Source organism: Bacillus sp. AFS023182 (assembly GCF_002560575.1).
Lineage (GTDB): Bacteria > Bacillota > Bacilli > Bacillales > Bacillaceae_G > Bacillus_A > Bacillus_A arachidis.
The window spans coordinates 388,018-410,171 of sequence record NZ_NTRO01000004.1; the positions used below are offsets into that span (position 1 = coordinate 388,018).

The 22,154-nt window shown below is 36.3% G+C and carries 19 protein-coding genes and 1 pseudogene; all 20 read left to right on the plus strand.

Going from position 1 to position 22,154, the window contains the following annotated elements; genetic code table 11:
- Positions 1-242 precede the first annotated feature (242 nt).
- A complete protein-coding gene (gene rsmH / locus CN288_RS03885) occupies positions 243-1,175 on the plus strand; it encodes a 16S rRNA (cytosine(1402)-N(4))-methyltransferase RsmH (RefSeq protein ID WP_026590239.1) in 933 nt (310 codons plus the stop codon).
- 15 nt (positions 1,176-1,190) lie between these two features.
- Positions 1,191-1,559 (plus strand): cell division protein FtsL, encoded by a 369-nt coding sequence (ftsL, locus tag CN288_RS03890; protein ID WP_026590240.1) that lies wholly within the window; start codon positions 1,191-1,193, stop codon positions 1,557-1,559.
- 20 nt (positions 1,560-1,579) lie between these two features.
- Complete coding sequence (locus CN288_RS03895; protein ID WP_098301820.1) at positions 1,580-3,727, plus strand: penicillin-binding protein; 2,148 nt, start codon at positions 1,580-1,582, stop codon at positions 3,725-3,727.
- 91 nt (positions 3,728-3,818) lie between these two features.
- Positions 3,819-5,735, plus strand: a complete 1,917-nt coding sequence (locus tag CN288_RS03900; RefSeq protein WP_026590242.1) for a stage V sporulation protein D — start codon at positions 3,819-3,821, stop codon at positions 5,733-5,735.
- A 285-nt stretch (positions 5,736-6,020) separates the two neighbouring features.
- The gene (locus tag CN288_RS03905) at positions 6,021-7,496 is read left to right on the plus strand and encodes a UDP-N-acetylmuramoyl-L-alanyl-D-glutamate--2,6-diaminopimelate ligase (protein WP_026590243.1); all 1,476 of its coding nucleotides are present in this window, start codon (positions 6,021-6,023) and stop codon (positions 7,494-7,496) included.
- 22 nt (positions 7,497-7,518) lie between these two features.
- Positions 7,519-8,493: a phospho-N-acetylmuramoyl-pentapeptide-transferase gene (mraY, locus tag CN288_RS03910; RefSeq protein ID WP_026590244.1), complete on the plus strand. Its 975-nt coding sequence runs from the start codon at positions 7,519-7,521 to the stop codon at positions 8,491-8,493.
- Entirely contained in the window at positions 8,494-9,846 is a 1,353-nt protein-coding gene (murD, locus tag CN288_RS03915) for a UDP-N-acetylmuramoyl-L-alanine--D-glutamate ligase (protein ID WP_090687164.1), read from the plus strand.
- Positions 9,847-9,937: 91 nt separating this feature from the next.
- A complete protein-coding gene (spoVE, locus tag CN288_RS03920; RefSeq protein ID WP_026590246.1) occupies positions 9,938-11,029 on the plus strand; it encodes a stage V sporulation protein E in 1,092 nt (363 codons plus the stop codon).
- Between the two features lie 211 nt (positions 11,030-11,240).
- Positions 11,241-12,344, plus strand: a complete 1,104-nt coding sequence (gene murG / locus CN288_RS03925; RefSeq protein WP_026590247.1) for an undecaprenyldiphospho-muramoylpentapeptide beta-N-acetylglucosaminyltransferase — start codon at positions 11,241-11,243, stop codon at positions 12,342-12,344.
- A 50-nt stretch (positions 12,345-12,394) separates the two neighbouring features.
- Positions 12,395-13,300, plus strand: a complete 906-nt coding sequence (gene murB / locus CN288_RS03930) for a UDP-N-acetylmuramate dehydrogenase (RefSeq protein WP_026590248.1) — start codon at positions 12,395-12,397, stop codon at positions 13,298-13,300.
- A gap of 98 nt (positions 13,301-13,398) precedes the next feature.
- On the plus strand, positions 13,399-14,169 hold the full coding sequence (locus CN288_RS03935) for a cell division protein FtsQ/DivIB (protein WP_026590249.1): 771 nt from the start codon (positions 13,399-13,401) through the stop codon (positions 14,167-14,169).
- Positions 14,170-14,291: 122 nt separating this feature from the next.
- A pseudogene (locus CN288_RS29395) lies at positions 14,292-14,387 on the plus strand (small basic protein); the annotation flags it as partial.
- Between the two features lie 183 nt (positions 14,388-14,570).
- Positions 14,571-15,872, plus strand: coding sequence for a cell division protein FtsA (ftsA, locus tag CN288_RS03940; RefSeq protein ID WP_026590250.1), 1,302 nt, complete (start codon positions 14,571-14,573; stop codon positions 15,870-15,872).
- A 39-nt stretch (positions 15,873-15,911) separates the two neighbouring features.
- The gene (gene ftsZ, locus CN288_RS03945) at positions 15,912-17,066 is read left to right on the plus strand and encodes a cell division protein FtsZ (RefSeq protein WP_026590251.1); all 1,155 of its coding nucleotides are present in this window, start codon (positions 15,912-15,914) and stop codon (positions 17,064-17,066) included.
- A 438-nt stretch (positions 17,067-17,504) separates the two neighbouring features.
- Positions 17,505-18,422 carry a sigma-E processing peptidase SpoIIGA gene (gene spoIIGA, locus CN288_RS03950; RefSeq protein WP_026590252.1) on the plus strand — a complete coding sequence of 306 codons (918 nt, stop codon included), beginning with the start codon at positions 17,505-17,507 and terminating at the stop codon, positions 18,420-18,422.
- Between the two features lie 19 nt (positions 18,423-18,441).
- Positions 18,442-19,161, plus strand: a complete 720-nt coding sequence (gene sigE / locus CN288_RS03955) for an RNA polymerase sporulation sigma factor SigE (protein WP_026590253.1) — start codon at positions 18,442-18,444, stop codon at positions 19,159-19,161.
- 194 nt (positions 19,162-19,355) lie between these two features.
- Positions 19,356-20,135 (plus strand): RNA polymerase sporulation sigma factor SigG, encoded by a 780-nt coding sequence (gene sigG, locus CN288_RS03960; protein WP_003199794.1) that lies wholly within the window; start codon positions 19,356-19,358, stop codon positions 20,133-20,135.
- Positions 20,136-20,254: 119 nt separating this feature from the next.
- A complete protein-coding gene (locus CN288_RS03965) occupies positions 20,255-20,533 on the plus strand; it encodes a YlmC/YmxH family sporulation protein (protein ID WP_026590254.1) in 279 nt (92 codons plus the stop codon).
- Between the two features lie 115 nt (positions 20,534-20,648).
- The gene (gene pgeF, locus CN288_RS03970) at positions 20,649-21,458 is read left to right on the plus strand and encodes a peptidoglycan editing factor PgeF (RefSeq protein ID WP_026590255.1); all 810 of its coding nucleotides are present in this window, start codon (positions 20,649-20,651) and stop codon (positions 21,456-21,458) included.
- A 5-nt stretch (positions 21,459-21,463) separates the two neighbouring features.
- A complete protein-coding gene (locus CN288_RS03975) occupies positions 21,464-22,138 on the plus strand; it encodes a YggS family pyridoxal phosphate-dependent enzyme (RefSeq protein WP_026590256.1) in 675 nt (224 codons plus the stop codon).
- The last annotated feature ends 16 nt before the right edge of the window (positions 22,139-22,154 follow it).

The window sequence follows — 22,154 nt, forward strand, 5'->3', positions numbered from 1 at the left end:
GAACAAAATGTAAACGCATTATTGTGTTTTTCGACATGTTTTTATTTAATTTCCCGCAAAAGATGATAAAATTTAGTATATAATAAAGTGAAACTGCGATTAGTGGACATTAGATTTCCACTAACGCCAAGTTGGATGTGACATGTTTTCATAGCGTTAATTTCCCAACATATTGTGTATGGTATTAAAAGGGAACAAGTGATACATTCAACGTAATTATTTTGCAAAAAGTAGGTGCAACAATGTTTAAACACGTAACAGTTCTTTTAAAAGAAACAGTAGATGGTTTGGATATAAAGCCAGGTGGTACATATGTAGATTGTACGCTAGGTGGTGGAGGACATAGTTCCTATTTATTATCCCAACTAACGGAAGGGGGAAAATTAATTGCATTTGACCAAGATGAAGTTGCGATTCAAAATGCGAAAGAAAAATTTTCTTCTTATGGTAATCAATTTATAACAGTGAAGAGTAATTTTCGCTATTTGTCAGAAAAACTTCATGAACTAGGAATAACAGAAGTAGATGGAATTTTATTTGATTTAGGTGTTTCATCCCCACAATTAGATACACCAGAACGTGGCTTTAGTTATCATCATGATGCACCCTTAGATATGAGGATGGATCAAGATGCCTCATTAACAGCATATGATGTTGTGAACAACTGGTCATATGAACAACTCGTAAGAATCTTTTTCCAATATGGTGAAGAAAAATTTTCAAAGCAGATTGCAAGGAAAATTGAAGCGTATCGCGAGAATAAGGCGATTGAAACGACAGCAGAGTTAGTGGAGTTAATTAAAGAAGGAATTCCTGCTCCAGCTCGTAGAACGGGGGGACACCCTGCAAAACGAGTATTTCAAGCGATTCGTATTGCTGTAAATGATGAATTGAAAGTATTTGAGGAAGCGTTGGAATCTGCAATTGAAATGGTCAAGCCGGGTGGAAGAATAAGTGTTATTACGTTCCACTCATTAGAAGATCGTATTTGTAAAACAACATTTAAACGAAATAGTACAACGCCACAGCTTCCGCCAGGCTTACCAATTATTCCTGATGAGTTTAAGCCAAAACTAAAGCTTGTCACAAGAAAACCAATCTTACCTTCTGATGAAGAGTTAGAAGAGAATAATCGAGCGCGTTCTGCGAAGTTAAGGATCGCTGAAAAACGATAAAAAGGAGAGAGAGGTATGACAAATTTAGCTGTAAAGTATAAACAACAACAAGTACAAGAACAAGTACAAGTACAATCTCAAGCTCCGCAGCAAAAAGTACAACCAAAGGTGAAAACAAAAATTACAAGAATTGAGAAATTACTATATGTGGCTTTTGTTGGCTTTTTATTATATGCTTGCGTTGCTTTTATTGGAAATAAAGCGGGACTGTACCAAGTTGATGCGGAAGCAGCAAAAATAGAGAGTACAATTGTGAAAAAACAAAAAGAAAATCAAGAATTACAAGCTGAAGTAGAAAAATTAAGTCGCTATGAGCGTATCGCAGAGATTGCAAAAAAACACGGGCTAGAAATTAATGCGAATAATGTGAAAGGTTTACATTAATATAGTAGGTGTGAAGAAAAATGAAGACGAATATGAACAAAATTCATACCAATAAAGGAGCAGGTTACTTTATGATATTTTTCCTCCTGCTCTTTTTGGTGTTGTTAGCCCGATTCTTTTATATTCAAGCAACAGGAACAGTACATGGTCAGGATTTAAAGAAACTTGCACAAGAAAAGCATAATAAAAATGGTGTACTTGAAGCGAATCGTGGAACGATTTATGATCAAAATGGACATGTGTTAGCGCAAGATGCGAACTCATACAAGATTGTTGCGCAGCTGAAAGGTGAAAAACCTGTAAAAGATAAAGAGGATGCTGCAAAAAAAATTGCAGGTGTACTTGGGTCAGGTGAAGAAGAAATTTTAGCCGCTTTAAACAAAGATAAGAGTCAGGTGGAGTTCGGAACGCTAGGAAAGAACTTGACGAAAGAGAAGAAAGAACAAATAGAAAGTCTTAATATACAAGGTATTTCATTTGTTACAGAAAAAGCTAGAGTGTATCCAAATGGAGATTTTGCATCTTATGTGTTAGGTTTTGCAAAACCTGATGATAAAGGAATTGCAGAGGGGAAATTCGGATTAGAAAAGAGCTTAGATAAGTACTTGCGTGCTTCGAACGGGAGTGTAGCATATACAGGAGATCGTAATGGGGTTTCCCTTGATGGAGGAAAACAAAATGTAAAGCCGCCGAAAAATGGGGAAAATGTGTATTTAACAATTGATCAACGTATTCAAGGCTTTTTAGAGGATGCCATGAAAGCGGCTGAGCAGCATTATGAACCTTCTATGCTAATTGGAGTGGTTGCGGATCCGAAAACTGGAAAAATACTTGGGATGTCTAGTCGGCCTAGTTATGATCCGAATAAGCGTAATATTGAATACTATTTAAATGATCCAATCGCAAATGCATATGAGCCGGGATCTACTATGAAAATTTTCACATTAGCTGCGGCGATTAATGAAGGTGTATATAACGGTCAAGAATATTACCAATCAGGTACATATCCAGTTGGGAATCGTAAAATAAAAGATCATAACGGTGGTGCAGGTTGGGGATCTATTACATTCGATGAAGGTGTTGAGCGTTCCTCTAACGTTGCATTTGCTATTTTAGGGGATCAAAAACTTGGTCCAGATCGTTTCCGTCAATATATTCACAAATTTGGATTGGATGAAAAAACGCATATTGATTTACCTGGTGAAGGAGAAAATACAATTATATTTGATCAGCAAATTCAACAGGTAACAACGGCCTTTGGGCAAGGGTCTACTGTAACGCCGATACAGCTTGTACAAGCTGCGACTGCAATTGCAAATGATGGAAAAATGATGAAACCTTATGCAATTGATCGAATTGTAGACCCAATAACAAATAAAGTGGACTTACAGCATAAACCAGAAGAAGTAGGACAACCAGTTACAAAGGAAACAGCAGCACAAGTAAGGCAATTATTAGAACGTGTTGTTACATCACCAAAAGGGACAGGGAATGCGTATAAAATCGATGGATACTCTGTTGGTGGTAAAACAGGAACAGCACAAATTCCGGATGGAAAAGGTGGATATATGACTGGAAGAGAAAATTATATTTTCTCATTCCTTGGTATGGCACCAATGGACGACCCACAGTTAATTGTTTACTTTGCAATAAAGCAACCGAAATTAAAAGATAATGAATACGGAGCACAACCTCTTGCAGAAATGTTTAAATCTGTAACGAAAAATAGCTTAGAGTATTTGAAAATTAAACCGAATGAAGTAAAAGATGCAAAGAAATATGTGAAAGAACAGCAGACGGTTGTTCCAGATGTAACTGGGAAAACAATGGAAGAGGCAAAAGCAGTGTTAGAAAAAGCCAAATTCCGACCGATTATACTAGGTGAAGGAAAAGTAAAACAACAGGTACCAAAAGCAACTGAAAAAACATTGAAGGGCGATCGAGTCTTCTTAGTAGGAGATAAGCCGTTGATGCCGAATGTACAAGGATGGGCACTTCGTGATGTAATGAATTTAGCGAAAACGTTAAATCTTAATTTGAAACCATCTGGTACAGGATATGTGACAGAACAAAGTGTGGTGGAAGGAACGCCGTTACAAGCAGGTACGGAATTAGCTGTAACACTGGTACCACCGCTTGAACCACAACAAGAGGCAGAAAAACCATAATGTTTTAGGTGCAAGAAATGCGAGAGGTTCTATTCGAACAGGTACAAGCATATATTGGAACAAGCTAGGCGTAAAGGAGGTTTGTTCCAATATGCGTGTATCAAATGTAACTGTTAGAAAAAGACTCATTTTTATACTTATATCGGGTATACTCATTTTTACAATTATTGATATTCGTCTTGGATATGTACAGTTTTTTCTCGGGAATATGTTAACAGATCGTGCGAAAGATTCGTGGAGTCGTAATATTACTTTTGAACCTGAACGAGGGAAAATTTTAGATCGAAATGATGTGGAGCTTGCAACAAATAAAAGTGCCCCAACAGTCTTTGTTGTACCAAGACAAATTGAAAAACCAGCAGAGACTGCAGAGAAGTTAGCTGCAGTTTTAGGTGTGCAAAAAGAGGAAATCTATAAACGGATTACAAGAAAAGAGTCTATTGTGAGATTGGATAAAGGTGGAAGGAAAATTTCTCATGATAAAGCAAAGGAAGTACGTACTTTAAGTTTAAAAGGTGTTTATATTGCTGAAGATTCCATTCGGTATTATCCGTTTGGAAAATATTTATCTCATGTACTAGGATTTGCGGGAATTGATAACCAAGGGCTAATGGGATTAGAAGCATATTATGATAAAGAATTAAATGGTGATAAAGGTCATGTGCGATTTTTTGCGGATGCAAAAGGACAAAGAATGCCGAATGTTGGAGATGATTTCAAAAAACCAGAGGCTGGCTTAGATTTAAAATTAACAATCGATTCTCGAATCAATACAATTATAGAAAGAGAAATGAATATCGCAGATTCTACTTATAATCCAGATGGTATGATAGCAATTGCGATGAACCCGAAAAATGGTGAGATTTTAGGTATGTCAAGTCGCCCAAGTTTTGATCCAGCAGATTTTCAGAGCGTTTCACCAGAAGTATTTAATCGGAATTTGCCCGTTTGGAGTACATATGAGCCGGGATCAACTTTTAAAATCATTACATTGGCAGCTGCTTTGAATGAAAAATTAGTAGACTTGGAGAAAGATACGTTTTATGATGATGGAGCAGCTGAAGTTGGTGGAGCTAGACTACGTTGTTGGAAAGCTGGCGGGCATGGTAGCCAATCGTTTTTAGAAGTTGTTCAAAATTCTTGTAACCCAGGTTTTATTGAGCTTGGGGATCGCCTGGGAAAAGAAAAGTTGTTCCAATACATTCGTGATTTTGGTTTTGGACAGAAGACAGGGATTGACTTACAAGGAGAAGGAAAAGGAATTTTATTTAATTTAGATAAGGTTGGACCGGTTGAACAAGCGACGACTTCCTTCGGGCAAGGAGTTTCTGTCACACCAATTCAACAAGTTGCTGCAGTAGCAGCAGCTGTAAATGGCGGGACATTATACCAACCATATATTGCGAAAGAATTTGTTGATCCATCGAATAATCAAGTTGTCAGAAAGAAAACACCGGTTGAGAAAAGAAAAGTTATTTCCAAGGAAACATCGGAAAAAGTTCGTTATGCGTTAGAAAATGTTGTAGCGAAAGGTTCTGGTAAAGGTGCATATATTGATGGTTATCGTGTTGGCGGGAAAACAGGAACTGCCCAAAAAGTAAAAGACGGAAAATACTTAGATAATAACTATATTGTATCTTTTATAGGATTTGCTCCAGCAGATGATCCGCAAATCGTTGTGTATGTTGCGGTTGATAATCCAAAGGGGGTTACTCAATTTGGTGGTGTAGTTGCTGCGCCGATTGTGGGGAATATTCTTCGTGATGTGCTTCCTGTTATGGGAGTAGAGCCACGTAAGGAGCAAGTTGAGAAGGAATATAAATGGGGCGATACCCCTACAATAGAAGTTCCGGATTTAATCGGGATGAAGAAGAAAGATTTACAAACGCAACTTGTAGACTTACAGCTTGATATAAGTGGTGAGGGAGACAAAGTAATTAAACAATCACCAGAAGCTGGTGCGAAAGTAAAAGAAGGTTCGAAAATTCGAATTTACTTTGGGAATTAAAGGTCAGAGATTGTGTTTTATGATACAATTGGTGGAAGTTGAGTTAATATAAATATCTGTTTTCATAGAAATTTATTTCTATGAAAACAGATTATATTGCTCTTAGACATAAGTAATAAAGTAAACACTTTGTCAGCTTAGCTATTATATGCTGCACTGATAAACGAGTCTGATTTCTCGGACTCTTAGCAAATGCTTCCTTCCTCAATTTTTAGCGAATGAAGGATGGCGAGAACTGCTTATTAAGTAAGAGATAAATAAACAATGTAGAGAGGGTTTAGTGAAATGAAGTTGCACACACTTGTATCATGTTTGCATGATTTTCCAGTTGTTCCAAAAGAAAATCCAGAAATTACATCCATTGAAGCGGATTCGCGTAAAGTGACAAATGGAAGCTTATTTGTATGTATGAAGGGGTATACGGTTGATAGCCATGATTTTGCTAAGCAAGCAGCCGCGCAAGGTGCGGCTGCTATTGTTGCGGAAAGACCGATTGATGTTGACGTTCCAGTTGTACTTGTGAAAAATACCTATCGTTCTTTAGCGGTTTTAGCTGATTATTTTTACGAACAGCCAACGCATAAGTTACACTTGATTGGAATTACAGGTACAAATGGAAAGACAACAACATCGCATATTATGGATGAAATTATGCGAGCGCATGGTCATAAAACAGGGCTAATCGGAACAATTAATATGAAAATCGGTGATGAAACATTCGAGGTGAAAAATACAACGCCAGATGCACTGACACTTCAGCAAACGTTTCACCGTATGGTTGAGAAAAATGTAAATAGCGCTGTAATGGAAGTTTCTTCACATGCGTTAAGCCTTGGTCGTGTACACGGTTGTGATTATGATGTGGCCGTATTTACAAATTTAACACAAGATCATTTAGATTATCATAAAACGATGGAAGAATATAAGCATGCAAAAGGTTTGTTGTTCGCTCAACTAGGCAATAGTTACCATAATAATCGTGAAAAGTACGCTGTGTTAAATAGTGATGATCCAGTAGCGGAAGAGTATATGAGAAGTACAGCAGCTACGGTTATTACGTATGGAATTGATACACATAGTGATATTATGGCGAAAGATATTGTGATGACGAGTGGTGGAACAACATTTACCCTTGTTACGCCAAGTGAAAGTATAGATATTACGATGAAGTTAATTGGAAAGTTTAACGTATACAATGTTTTAGCGGCGATAGCGGCTACTCTTGTTTCAGGTGTATCCTTACAAACGATTGTTGAGGTTGTTAAGAAACTTACTGGAGTTCCAGGTCGTTTTGAAGTTGTGGATGGAGGACAAGATTATACAGTTATTGTCGATTATGCGCATACTCCAGACAGTTTAGAAAATGTGTTAACAACAGCAAAACAATTTGCGAAAGGAAACGTTTATTGCATTGTTGGTTGCGGCGGTGATCGTGATCGGACGAAAAGGCCAATTATGGCTGGCGTTGCTACAGAATATGCAACGCATGCAATTTTGACTTCAGACAATCCAAGAAGTGAAGATCCAAAATCAATTTTAGATGATATGTTAACAGGTGCAAAAGGAAATAATTATGAAGTAATCATTGATCGAAAAGAAGCAATCTTCCATGCGGTTTCAGAAGCGAAAGCAGAAGATATTATTATTATTGCTGGAAAAGGGCATGAAACGTATCAAATTATTGGAAAAGACGTACATCATTTTGATGATCGTGAAATTGCAAAAGAAGCAATCAATGAACGTCTAAACAACAAAGAGTGACAACATGAGAGGAGGACTACATGTGCTTGAACAAGGTTTATTAGTAACGGCTGGGGTAGCTTTCTTAATTTCAGTTGCCCTTTCGCCATTGTTTATCCCATTTTTACGTAAGTTAAAGTTTGGGCAGAGTATTCGTGATGAAGGACCGAAATCACATCAAAAGAAATCAGGAACACCAACGATGGGTGGTATTGTGATTTATGTGTCTATGATGGTGACAACACTTATCATGGCAATTAAATTTAAACATTTAGGTACGGAAGTATCATTATTATTATTAGTTACATTTGGTTATGGATTGATTGGCTTTTTAGATGACTATATAAAAGTTGTTAAAAAAAGAAATCTTGGTTTAACATCAAAACAAAAATTAATCGGTCAGTTAGTTATTGCAATTGCATTCTTTGTAATAGCAAAAGGACAGGGATTTGATACGCATTTAATGATCCCAGGAACTGAAATTAAATTTGATTTACACTGGGCATATTTTATCCTTGTGCTATTTATGCTTATTGGTGGATCTAATGCAGTCAATTTAACAGATGGTCTAGATGGATTATTATCAGGAACAGCTGCAATCGCATTTGGAGCATTTGGTATTATTGCAGTTGCGCAAGGTCAATATGCAGTAGCTATTTTCTGTATGGCAGTCGTAGGAGCAGTACTTGGATTTTTAGTATTTAATGCAAATCCAGCTAAGGTGTTTATGGGGGATACAGGATCGCTCGCTTTAGGTGGCGCAATAGCCGCAGTAGCTATTTTATTAAAACAAGAACTATTACTTGTTGTAATTGGCGGCGTATTTGTAATGGAAACATTATCTGTTATCATTCAAGTTATTTCATTTAAAACAACAGGAAAACGTGTCTTTAAAATGAGTCCACTGCATCATCATTACGAATTATGCGGCTGGTCAGAATGGCGTGTTGTTGTAACATTCTGGTCTGTAGGATTTTTATTGGCAGTATTAGGAATCTATATCGGGGTGTGGATGTAATTGAAAACTGTAATTGACTATCAAAATAAAAATATTCTTGTATTGGGTATTGCAAAAAGTGGTTATGCAGCAGCAACTTTATTAAAAAGCTTAGGTGCAAATGTGATTGTAAATGACGGGAAACCATTTGCTGATAATGTATTAGCTGCAGAATTGCAAGCAAAAGGAATGGACGTTGTATGCGGCGGTCATCCACTAGAGTTGTTAGAAAGAAATATTTCACTTGTTGTAAAAAATCCAGGGATTCCATACTCTAACCCATTACTAGTTGCTGCGAAAGAAAAACAAATTCCGATTGTGACAGAAATAGAGCTTGCGTATCGTGTTTCAGAGGCGCCGTTTGTTGGAATTACTGGATCAAATGGAAAAACAACAACGACAATGTTAACATTCGAGATGTTGAAAGAAGGACAAAAACATCCTGTTATTGCTGGAAACATAGGTACAGTAGCATGTGAAGTGGCACAATTTGCGAAAGAAAATGAAGTAGTTGTTACAGAACTTTCATCATTCCAGTTAATGGGAGTGGAAACATTCCAGCCTAAAATTGCAGTATTCTTAAATTTATTTGAAGCGCATTTAGATTACCATGGTACAAAGGCAGAGTATGGTTTAGCGAAAGCGAATATTTTTAAAAGCCAAACTGAGACTGACTATAGTGTAATGAATGCTGATGATACAGATGTAATGGCTTTATCAGCAAATAGTAAAGGACAAAAAGTATTATTTTCAGCTACTAAGGTAATTGAAGATGGTGCGTGTATTAAAGATGGTGCTCTTTATTTTAAAGGTGAGAAAGTTGTGGAAATTAAGGACATCGTTTTACCAGGTAAACATAATTTAGAAAACATTTTAGCTGCTATGAGTATTGCTAAATTGTTAGGTGTAGCAAATGAGGCAATTGTTCTAGTATTAAAACGCTTTACAGGTGTAAAACATCGTTTAGAATATGTAACAACAATTAATAATCGTAAGTTTTATAATGATTCAAAAGCAACAAATATGTTAGCAACGGAAAAGGCGTTATCAGCATTTACGCAGCCTGTTATTTTGCTAGCAGGTGGGCTTGATCGTGGGAATGAATTTGACGATTTAATTCCATATTTTGAACATGTAAAAGCGATTGTGACATATGGACAAACTGCACCAAAATTAGTAAAGGCAGCTGAAAAAGCAGGATTAGATATCATTGAAACTGTCGATAATTTAGAAGAGGCAGTAGAAAGAGCTTATGCTCATTCTGCAGATGGAGATGTTATTCTTCTTTCACCAGCATGTGCAAGCTGGGATCAATTTAAAACATTTGAAGAAAGAGGAGACATTTTTATACAAGCTGTGCATAAACTTATATAAAGTAGACAAAGCATCAGTAGGTTAACACCTACTGATGTTTTGTTACATAGATTAAAAAAAGCTTCTTTAAAAGAGGTGGTGCTCATTGCCAATGAAGAAAACACCTGATTTTATTTTAATTATCGTTACACTTTTGTTGTTAACAATTGGAATGATAATGGTCTACAGTGCAAGTGCTGTCTGGGCTTCTTATAAGATGGGTGATTCATTCTTTTTTGCAAAACGACAGCTGTTATTTGCGGGAATTGGTGTAGCTGCCATGTTTTTTATTATGAGAATTGACTATTGGACATGGCGAACTTATTCGAAGGTGATTTTACTGGTTTGCTTTATTCTCCTTATCCTTGTCCTGATTCCTGGAGTTGGACTTGTTCGGGGGGGAGCACGAAGCTGGATTGGAATTGGAGCATTTTCGATTCAACCGTCAGAATTTATGAAATTTGCGATGATTATTTTTTTGGCTAAATTTTTAGCAGAAAGGCAAAAGTTAATTACTTCTTTTAAACGAGGACTACTTCCTGCACTTGGTTTTGTATTTGTTGCATTTGGTATGATTATGTTACAACCGGATCTTGGAACAGGAACAGTAATGGTTGGGACATGTATCGTAATGATTTTTATTTCAGGAGCACGTGTTTTTCATTTTTCGATGTTAGGGCTAATAGGGATAGCGGGGTTTGTCGGATTAATTGCATCGGCACCATATCGAATGAAACGAATTACTTCGTATTTGGATCCATGGTCAGATCCACTTGGGAGTGGATTTCAGATTATTCAATCGTTACTTGCAATCGGGCCTGGTGGTTTGTTTGGGCTTGGACTTGGGCAAAGTAGACAAAAATTTCTTTATTTACCTGAGCCACAGACTGACTTTATTTTTGCAATTTTATCCGAAGAATTAGGTTTTATTGGTGGATCGTTTGTGTTATTATTATTTAGTCTATTATTATGGCGTGGAGTTCGTATAGCATTAGGAGCGCCTGATTTATATGGTACGTTTTTAGCAGTAGGTATTGTGGCGATGATTGCGATTCAAGTAATGATTAATGTTGGTGTTGTAACAGGACTAATGCCTGTTACAGGAATTACTTTGCCATTTTTAAGTTATGGTGGGTCGAGTCTGACCTTAATGTTAATGGCAGTTGGCGTATTATTGAATATAAGTCGTCATTCTCGCTATTAAACCCTGTTTATAAGACAGGGTTTTTCGTATGTATATAAATCTAAACCCTTTCTTTTTAAGGGGGAAGAGACAAGTGCAAGTCACTTTCTCTTCTTCACAGCAGCGACCTATGTGTAGAGAAATCAAACTTTATATAGAAAGCGGAAAAACAGATTATAGATATACGAATACATAAAATGGAATGTAGAATAGAGAAGCGGAGGAATTTGTAGTGCGAGTATTAGTTAGTGGTGGTGGCACAGGAGGACATATATATCCAGCTCTTGCTTTAATTAGAGAAATAAAAAAATTACATCCTGAAGCAAGATTTTTATACATTGGTACAGAAAATGGATTAGAAAGTACAATTGTTCCAAAGGCAGGAATACCATTTCAATCAATTGTCATTAGTGGATTTAAACGAAAAATATCTCTTGATAATGTGAAAACAGTGATGCGTTTTCTAACAGGTGTACAAGATAGTAAAAGGTATATTCGCCGTTTCAATCCGGATGTTGTAATTGGTACAGGTGGCTATGTATGTGGTCCAGTCGTATATGCGGCAGCGAAACTAGGAATTCCAACAATTGTACACGAACAAAATAGTGTACCTGGTGTAACGAATAAATTTTTAAGTCGATATGTCGATAAGGTAGCTGTTTGTTTTGAAGCGGCATCTGAACATTTTCCAAAGTCGAAAGTTGTCATGACAGGAAATCCACGTGCATCAGAAGTGATGAACCAAAACGGCATGATAGGGAAGCGCTCTGTTGGATTATCTCTTCCTAAAAAGTCTGTGCTTATTTTTGGTGGAAGCCGCGGGGCAAGGCCGATTAATGATGCATTTGTGGCAGCAATTGAACAATTTGGTAATAAAAACTATGAAGTATTGTATATAACAGGTGAAGTGCATTATGATAAAGTCATAGAGGCTGTGAAACAAAAAGGGAATCCGAATAATGTAATTATTAAACCATTTATTCATAATATGCCAGAGGTACTTACTGGTGTGGATCTTGTTGTTTCACGTGCTGGTGCTACAACATTAGCGGAATTGACAGCGCTAGGAAAGCCAAGTATTTTAATTCCAAGTCCTTATGTGACAAATAATCATCAAGAGAAAAACGCGAGATCAGTTGTCGATAAAGGGGCGGCAAAAATGCTTCTTGAAAAAGATTTAACTGCTGAAACTCTTCTTCATGATATTGATGAAATTCTATTAAATACACAAACATTACAAAATATGAAACTAGCTGCTACGCAATTAGGAATGCCTGATGCAGCAAATAAATTATTTGAAGTGATGAAACAACTTGTACAAAATAACGTTAGGTGAATGCCCTGCATACTACTGTAATACGGAGATTTCATATGGGGGAGATCATCATGAAACGATTAGCAAAGGAACTTGTCGAAGCAAAAGTTGGTAAAGTGCTAGAAAATGAAGCGTTAGCTCGTTATACAACTATGAAAATAGGTGGGCCGGCTGACATTCTAATTTTGCCAAGTAGTGTTGTTGGTGTGGAAAAGACTTTAGATTTAGTAAAGAAACATAACACAAAGTGGACAGCGATTGGACGTGGTTCTAATCTTCTCGTATCTGATAAGGGAATTGAAGGTGTTGTAATTCGTTTAGGAGAAGGATTAGATCACCTAGAAGTAGAAGGAACTACTGTACGAGTAGGAGGAGGATATCCTCTTATTAAGTTGTCAACATTACTTAGTCGCCAAGGTTTAGCTGGATTAGAGTTTGCTAGTGGTATTCCAGGAAGTGTCGGTGGAGCAGTATATATGAATGCTGGTGCACACAAATCAGATATGTCAGAAATTTTGATGAGCGCGCGTGTTATGTTTGACGATGGTACAATGAAGTGGCTAACAAAAGAAGAGATGGAATTTTCTTATCGCACTTCTGTTTTGCAAACAAAACGTCCGGGCATTGTAGTAGAAGCGGAATTGCAACTGAAAGCAGGAAATCGTGAAGAAATAGTTGGTATAATGCAAAAGAATAAGGAGTATCGTCGTGAAACTCAGCCGTGGAATCACCACTGTGCGGGGAGTATATTTAGAAATCCACTACCCAATTTCGCTGGGAATCTAGTTGAAAAGGCAGATCTACGTGGTTATCAAATCGGCGGTGCAAAAATTTCTGAAATGCATGGGAATTTTATTGTTAATACAGGATCTGCATCAGCAAAAGATGTGCTGGATTTAATTGCATTTGTCAAAAAAACAATTAAAGAAAAATTTGGTGTAGATATGCATACGGAAGTAGAAATCATTGGAAGATAGCTGTTATTTGTTCCGCTCGTTATCATTTATGGTATAATAAGAAGATAAGAACGGCATGCGTAACATGCCGTTCTTTATGTTACATAGGGGGATCGTACATGAAAAATAGTAAAGTGATTAAACTACAAGATCGTGTACCAAAACTAAAGAACCAAAAGAAGAAGAAGAAAAAACCTGTCAATCAGAGATTAATTTTATATGTGTCGATTTTATTTTTATTAGTACTTTTTTTAATTTATTTTCGATCTCCGCTTAGTAATATAAAAAAGATAAGTGTTTTAGGAAATCATTATATGACAGATGAACAGGTTATGAAGGAATCTGGAGTTACATATGAAACGAGTTATTTTCGAGTGACGGCACATAAGGCTGAAGAAAATTTGACAAAACGAAATGAAATCAAGAAAGTAATTGTCAAAAAGCGTTTTCCTAACAAAATTGATATTCACATTGAAGAGTATGTAACGATAGGTTATATAAACAAAGGTGGGAAGTTACAACCACTTCTAGAAAATGGTAAAACACTTGACGTGTTACCGAACGGAAAATTACCTGTCGCAGCTCCGATTTTTGAACCATTTAAGGAAGAGAAAATGAAAGAGTTAATTGAAGAGCTAGAAAAGTTAACTCCGACTACTCTCAGGTCTATTTCTGAAATTCATTATGCTCCAACGAATTCAAATGAAGATCATCTTACTTTATATATGAATGAAGGTTATGAAGTGAGTACAACTATACAAGATTTTGCCAAGCGTATGGAAGTATATCCACTTATTATAAAAAATATAGAATCAGGTAGAAAAGCTCTAATTGATTTAGAAGTTGGCGCGTATTTCAAATATTTAGATAACGAAGAAAAAAAGCAGTAGAATAGTAGATTTATTTCTTTTTAAATACAATAACGACAATTGTGTTCTTCTATATGTAAAATTTATTACAATTATGATTAATTTGTTGAAAAATAACTAGATTTTCTTCGATTCATGCTAGGATTGGTACAAGTTTAGCTTTTCTATGAGTACATCTTAGTGTAGACTTATATTTGGCGGTAATCTTTGCATTTGAAATACAGTTATTTCAAAGATAAAGTAGTCATTCACAGATTACGGTGATATCAATAAGTGAATGTTAAATAAAAATAAGAAAAATACCGGGTTAAAAAAGGGAAACGCATAAAGACGTTGAATATTTTTCTTATAAATAGTAAAGCTGCGATTGTTGTTCCATATATTGACTTGTATGGTATAAATAAAGAAGGAGGTGCCAAAGAATGAACAGCAATGAAATATATGTTAGTCTTGACATCGGTACATCCAATGTTAAAGTCATCATTGGTGAAATGGTTAATGACGGCTTAAACATTATTGGTGTTGGAAATGTAAAATCAAATGGTTTGAAAAAGGGCTCCATAGTTGACATAGACGAAACTGTTCGATCAATTAAAAAAGCAATTGAACAAGCTGAGCGTATGGTGGGAATTCACATTGAACAAGTTGTTGTAGGTGTGAATGCAAATCAGGTACAGCTTCTTCCTTGTCATGGAGTTGTCGCTGTTTCAAATGAAGATCGTGAAATTGGAAATGAAGATGTCTTACGCGTTCTGGATGCAGCACAAGTTGTATCAATTGCTCCTGAGCGTGAATTTATTGATGTGGTGCCTCGACAGTTCATTGTAGACGGTCTTGATGAGATTAACGATCCACGCGGGATGATTGGTGTAAGATTAGAAATGGAAGGCACATTAATTACAGGTTCAAGAACGTTACTACATAATTTACTACGTTGTGTAGAAAAAGCGGGCCTTGAAATTGTTGATATTTGTCTGCAACCTTTAGCTGCTGCGACGGTTGCTTTATCTTCTGATGAAAAAAATAGAGGTGTAGCTCTTGTTGATATAGGCGGGGGATCTACAACTTTATCAATCTTTCAAGATGGAGAATTACAAGCAACAAGTGTACTGCCTTTAGGTGGAGATCATATAACGAAGGATATTGCTATAGGATTTAAAACTTCAACTGAAAATGCAGATCAAATTAAGCTGAAATATGGACATGCTTTTTATGATACAGCATCTGAAGAAGAAGTGTTTACGGTTCCTATTATGGGAAACGATCAAACAGAACAATATTCACAATTAGAGTTATCTGATATTATTGAGGCACGTGTAGAGGAAATCTTGATGTTTGTTCAAGAAGAGGTCCGAAAGCTAGGAGTAAAACAAGTAGCGTCTGGCTACGTACTTACTGGTGGGATTGCTGCTATGCCAGGTGTTCTTGATCTTGCATATGATATTTTACATGAAAATGTTCGTATAGCAACTCCCGATTATATTGGTGTTCGTGAACCACAGTATACAATTGGGGTTGGATTAATTAAACATTCTTATCAAAAAGCGAAATTGCGCGGAAAAAATGTTCAGGAAAAGGAAGAACTTTTTGAACCAGTACCAGCACCAATGCCGGTACAGCAACAACCTGCAAAACAAACAACTCGTAAGCAAAGTAAAAATAATGAAGATAATGAGCGAATGATGTCAAAAGTAAAACGTGTATTCCGCTATTTATGGGATTAAAATTGCACACGAAAAATGAGGTTCTAGGGGGATTTCGACATGTTAGAGTTTGATACTACTCAAGATCAATTAGCGAGCATAAAAGTTATCGGTGTCGGCGGCGGTGGAAATAATGCCGTAAACCGTATGATTGAGCATGGTGTACAAGGTGTGGATTTCATCGCTGTAAACACTGATGCACAAGCATTAAATTTATCAAAAGCTGAAACAAAAATGCAAATTGGCGGAAAATTAACGCGTGGACTTGGTGCCGGCGCAAACCCTGAAGTAGGGAAAAAAGCCGCTGAAGAAAGTAAAGAACAAATCCAAGAAGCACTTCGCGGTGCAGATATGGTCTTTGTAACAGCTGGTATGGGCGGTGGAACTGGTACGGGAGCAGCTCCAGTTATCGCGCAAATCGCAAAGGAATTAGGCGCGTTAACAGTTGGCGTTGTAACACGTCCATTTACATTTGAAGGTCGCAAGCGTGCGACACAAGCTATATCTGGGATTACAGCATTTAAAGATAATGTAGATACAATCATTGTTATACCGAATGATCGTATTTTAGAAATCGTTGATAAAAATACACCAATGCTTGAAGCGTTCCGTGAAGCGGATAACGTATTGCGACAAGGTGTACAAGGTATTTCAGATTTAATTGCTACACCTGGTCTCATTAATTTAGACTTTGCAGACGTAAAAACAATTATGTCTAATAAAGGTTCTGCGTTAATGGGTATTGGTGTTGGAACTGGTGAAAATCGTGCAGCAGAAGCAGCAAAACGTGCAATTTCTAGTCCGTTATTAGAAACATCTATCGATGGTGCGCAAGGTGTTCTTATGAATATTACTGGGGGCACGAACTTAAGTTTATATGAAGTACAAGAAGCGGCAGATATCGTTGCTTCAGCTTCAGATCCGGAAGTAAATATGATTTTCGGTTCTGTAATTAATGAGAGTTTGAAAGATGAAATTGTTGTTACTGTAATTGCAACTGGTTTTGATGATAGTGTTTCAGTTCAGCCACCAAAACCATTTGTACGTTCGGCAACAACTACAAATCATGCGCAACAACAACCAGTAGCTCAACCACCAAAACAACGTGAAGTAAAACGCGAAGTGAAGCGTGAAGAGCCTGTTGTACACGAACGTAATACCGATTCAGACGATATCGATATTCCAGCATTTTTACGTAATCGTCGTAGACGATAAAAAAGAAAGGAGCTCAGCTCCTTTCTTTTTTATTACATAAACTTAAATATTTTCACATGAAAAACTTATCGCACTATTTGTAAATATGTAAATTCATTTTGATTTTTCAACATATAGGTCACGGTTATGAAAACAAAAGAACATCCCTACTCATTTTCTTACTTTATTTTTATATGGTATGAGGCTAAAATAGGTCCTGACCGTTTCTATGCATGGCCGGGCGCTCTCACCCTAAAAAGAGAGATTTTATGCTGATTTTTCAATTTGTATTTATATAGTAAGATCATCATCTAAGTTATAGAAAGTTTGCAATATATCCCTCACGACAGATTATGTCTAGAAACCACAAAATAACAAAAAAACCCCTCCGTAAATTGACACACTTTCCTATTGGATATGCTTTATACTAGTCTCAACTTAAAAAAAGAGGTGAATTGTTTGGTTGTTTACGCCGATGTTGTGTGGTTGTTAAACGCCTGCATTGATTTTCTTTTACTTTTATTAACAGCAACTGTGTTGAAAAAGAGGATCAAAAAATGGAGGTTTGTGCTAGGAGCATTCATTGGTTCTACAATTGTTATTTTTGCCTTTACTCCTTTTGCTTCTATGATGACACATCCAATTATGAAACTAGTATACTCATTACTTATTGTGTATACAGCGTTTGGATTTTCTACTTTTAGAGATTATACACAAACTGTTTTTACCTTTTATTTTGTAACATTTATGGTAGGGGGAGGGTTAATAGGGACTCATTTTTTCCTACAAACAAATGAAATGGTAGGTGGATTAGTCCAGTCAAAATCAATTTCTTATGGTGATCCTGTAAGCTGGATGTTTGTAATCTTTGGATTCCCGATCATTTATTACTTTTCAAAAAAACGTATTGAAAATGTGGAAGTCACTAAGATTCACTATGACCAAATTGTACAGGTGAATATTAAACTTGTTGAAAATGAAATTACATTAGATGGTTTAATTGATAGTGGAAATCAGCTTTATGACCCGTTAACAAAAACACCGGTTATGATTATGCATATTTCATCATTAGAGCATTGTTTACCAACATGGTTAACACAGCAGATTTATTCCAAGACAGAGATTCCGCAAATACCAGAAAATGATTCTGGCTGGGCAACGAGGCTTCGCTTAATTCCTTTTCGAGCAGTAGGAATTGATCATCAATTTTTATGGGCAATTAAGCCTGATATTGTTCAAATTCATCATGAAGGAAGTGATATGGTCGTAAACAAAGTACTAATTGGCTTAAATACACAGCAATTGTCTACAAATGGAGAGTACCAATGTATTATACATCCGAAAATGTTGATATCTCAGAAAGTTACAATTGCTTAATTATGAGAGGTGGGAGAGTATGGCGAAATTAAAATTTTATTTCATATATATTTGGTATAAAGTATTATTGAAACTTGGAATTAAGACCGATGAAATTTACTATATAGGTGGAAGTGAGGCATTGCCACCACCTTTGACAAAAGAGGAGGAAGAAGTACTCCTTAATAAGTTGCCAAAAGGTGATCAAGCGGCACGGTCATTACTTATTGAGCGTAACTTGCGACTTGTTGTGTATATAGCGCGAAAATTTGAAAATACAGGAATTAATATTGAGGATTTAATTAGTATTGGAACCATTGGGCTTATTAAGGCTGTGAATACATTTAATCCTGAAAAAAAAATCAAACTCGCAACTTATGCATCACGTTGTATAGAAAATGAAATTTTAATGCATTTACGTAGAAATAATAAAAATCGTTCAGAAGTGTCATTTGATGAACCATTAAATATTGATTGGGATGGGAATGAATTGTTATTATCAGATGTTCTTGGTACGGATGATGATATTATTACAAAAGACTTAGAGGCCACTGTAGACAGGCACCTTCTTATGAAAGCCCTACATCAATTGAATGATCGTGAAAAACAAATTATGGAGCTCCGCTTTGGACTTGCAGGAGGAGAGGAAAAAACACAAAAAGATGTGGCGGATATGCTAGGGATTTCACAGTCTTATATATCTCGACTTGAAAAGAGAATTATAAAAAGGCTTCGAAAAGAATTTAATAAAATGGTATAAAGTGATGTTTTTGAAAAGCTGTATTATCAAGGGGAGTGTATAAAACCAATCGGTATTCCGATTGGTTTTGTCATGTTTTCTTGTAAAGTGCGAATGATATTTTAATCAAAGGCAACAAAAAAACGGTATGCATAAAATTCCCTCCAAAGGAGATACTTTACACTGTACAGCAACTCCCGATAGGAGGGAACACTTTGACGAGAAACAAAGTAGAAATTTGCGGTGTTGATACAGCTAAACTTCCAGTACTAAAAAATGAAGAGATGCGTAAATTATTTCGAGAAATGCAAAGTGGAGAGATAAGCGCAAGAGAGAAATTAGTAAATGGAAACTTACGTCTTGTACTGAGCGTCATTCAGCGATTTAACAACAGAGGAGAATTTGTTGATGATTTATTCCAAGTCGGCTGCATTGGACTTATGAAATCCATTGATAACTTTGATTTAAGCCAAAATGTTAAATTTTCAACATATGCTGTGCCAATGATTATTGGGGAAATCCGGAGATATTTACGTGATAACAATCCAATTCGAGTCTCTCGTTCATTACGAGATATCGCGTATAAAGCATTGCAGGTAAGAGAAAAGCTAATTGCTGAAAATTCAAAAGAGCCAACGGCAATGGATATTGCAAAAGTGCTTGAAGTGACACATGAAGAAATTGTTTTTGCGCTTGATGCCATTCAAGATCCAGTATCATTATTTGAGCCGATTTATAATGATGGGGGCGATCCTATTTTTGTAATGGATCAACTAAGTGATGATAAACAAAGGGACGAGCAATGGGTGGAAGAATTGGCGTTGAAAGAAGGAATGAAGCGATTAAATGATCGCGAAAAAATGATTATTCGAAAACGTTTTTTTCAAGGGAAAACACAAATGGAAGTTGCCGAAGAGATTGGGATTTCTCAAGCACAAGTATCACGCCTTGAAAAATCAGCAATTAAACAAATGAATAAAACAATTCAAGGATAAGGTCTCATCATTTAAGATGAGACCTTTTTAAGTTGTGAGTCTCAAGATTCTGTTCATAGGAAAGATTACGTGTTCATATAATGGCAATAAAGTGAAACTGCTGCAGGAGGAGAATAATAATGATACGGATTTCAGAGTTTCAAATTAAGGATGTTGTAAATGTCTCTGACGGAAAAAAACTTGGAAACATTAGCGATATAGATATTGATATGAACACTGGAAAGATTCAAGCTGTCATTATTTCAAAACAAGCGCGTATGCTAGGGATATTTGGGAAAGAGGCGGAGTTTGTTATTCCGTGGAAGCAAATTGTAAAAATTGGAGAGGATGTAATATTAGTAAGAGCTGATCATGTCAATCCTGTAACAGAATCAATACAAACACCGACAATTTCTTAAAGAATATTACAAATTCCTCTTTTTTTTATGTTGTCATTATGGAAAAATAAAAGTATGGTAAAATAGACAGGAAGTACCATGCTTTTTATGTTATTTTATTAAAAGGAGCCGCTTTATGAGAGAACCATTTATATATGAGGACGGTATATTGTATTTACAAGCGTGGAAAGAACTTGGAAACATTACAGCAGGATTTACTACAAAAGATGGTGGAGTAAGTACAGGCTCCTTTCATGCGATGAATTTAGGACTACATGTAAATGATATGATGGAGAATGTTCATGAAAATAGACGTATTTTAGCAAACAAGTTACAAAAACCATTAGAAAATTGGATTTGTTCAGAGCAGGTTCATGATCAACACGTTGAAAAAGTAGGACACGGAGAAAAAGGACGAGGAATCTATTTATATGAAGATGGTATCCCAAATACAGATGGTATTTATACGACTGATAGAGAGGTATGTTTAACGTCGTGTTATGCTGATTGTGTTCCACTCTATTTCTATGCACCATCACATGGAATGGTAGGACTTGCACATGCTGGATGGAAGGGAACTGTAAAAGAAATTGCAAAAGAAATGATTCAAAAGTGGAATGCAGAAGGGGTACCAGTTCATGAGATGTATGTTGCAATTGGACCAGCCATTGGGTCCTGCTGTTATGTAGTTGATGATCGTGTATTATCAGCAGCAAAACAAGCCGTAAACGGACCTGTTCCATATAAATTGATTTCAGACGGACAATATGCAATTGATTTAAAAGAAATCAATCGTATATTATGCATTCAAGCTGGCATAAAAGAAGAGCATATTGTGATGTCGTCTCTTTGTACAAGCTGTGAAGAACAATTGTTTTTCTCGCATCGCCGTGATCAAGGGAAAACAGGAAGAATGTTGAGTTTCATAGGCTTTAAGGAGGATTGAAAACAGTGGTAGTACAAGAGAAATTAGCATTTGTAAATGCGGAAATCAAAAAAGCATGTGAACGAGCAGGGCGCTCGGCACAAGAGATTAAGCTCGTTGCAGTAACAAAAACAGTAGGAATTGAAAAAACAAATGAAGTAATAGAAGCTGGACTTACTGATTTAGGTGAGAATCGTAATGAAGGTCTTTTACAAAAGTATGAGCATTTCGGTTCAAAAGTAAGCTGGCATTTCATTGGTTCGTTACAAACGAGAAAAGTAAAAGAAATTATTGATAAAGTTGATTATTTGCATTCATTGGATCGCATTTCGCTAGCAAAAGAAATCCAAAAGCGTGCTACAAAGCAGGTTCGATGTTTTGTACAAGTGAAAACATCGTCTGAAGAATCGAAGCAGGGGATAGCAGCTGAGGAAACGATTGCGTTTATTCGTGCTTTGCAAGAGTTTGATAAAATTGAAGTGGTTGGATTAATGACAATGGCACCATTTACTGAGGAAGAAGCAGAAATCCGTCATTGTTTTAAGGTGTTACGTGGGGTGCAAAAACAAGTGCAGGAACTAGAGTTATCAAATGCTCCGTGTGAAGAGTTATCTATGGGAATGTCAAATGATTATACAATTGCAATTGAAGAAGGCGCTACATATATTCGTTTGGGAACGATTTTAGTAGGAAAAGCGTAAAAGGAAGGAGAATGTT

Coding starts and splice junctions, on each gene's coding strand:
- rsmH (WP_026590239.1), top strand. CDS start 243: ATGTTTAAACACGTAACAGTTCTTTTAAAAGAAACAGTAGATGGTTTG.
- ftsL (WP_026590240.1), top strand. CDS start 1,191: ATGACAAATTTAGCTGTAAAGTATAAACAACAACAAGTACAAGAACAA.
- CN288_RS03895 (WP_098301820.1), top strand. CDS start 1,580: ATGAAGACGAATATGAACAAAATTCATACCAATAAAGGAGCAGGTTAC.
- CN288_RS03900 (WP_026590242.1), top strand. CDS start 3,819: ATGCGTGTATCAAATGTAACTGTTAGAAAAAGACTCATTTTTATACTT.
- CN288_RS03905 (WP_026590243.1), top strand. CDS start 6,021: ATGAAGTTGCACACACTTGTATCATGTTTGCATGATTTTCCAGTTGTT.
- spoVE (WP_026590246.1), top strand. CDS start 9,938: ATGAAGAAAACACCTGATTTTATTTTAATTATCGTTACACTTTTGTTG.
- murB (WP_026590248.1), top strand. CDS start 12,395: ATGAAACGATTAGCAAAGGAACTTGTCGAAGCAAAAGTTGGTAAAGTG.
- CN288_RS03935 (WP_026590249.1), top strand. CDS start 13,399: ATGAAAAATAGTAAAGTGATTAAACTACAAGATCGTGTACCAAAACTA.
- ftsA (WP_026590250.1), top strand. CDS start 14,571: ATGAACAGCAATGAAATATATGTTAGTCTTGACATCGGTACATCCAAT.
- ftsZ (WP_026590251.1), top strand. CDS start 15,912: ATGTTAGAGTTTGATACTACTCAAGATCAATTAGCGAGCATAAAAGTT.
- sigE (WP_026590253.1), top strand. CDS start 18,442: ATGGCGAAATTAAAATTTTATTTCATATATATTTGGTATAAAGTATTA.
- CN288_RS03965 (WP_026590254.1), top strand. CDS start 20,255: ATGATACGGATTTCAGAGTTTCAAATTAAGGATGTTGTAAATGTCTCT.
- pgeF (WP_026590255.1), top strand. CDS start 20,649: ATGAGAGAACCATTTATATATGAGGACGGTATATTGTATTTACAAGCG.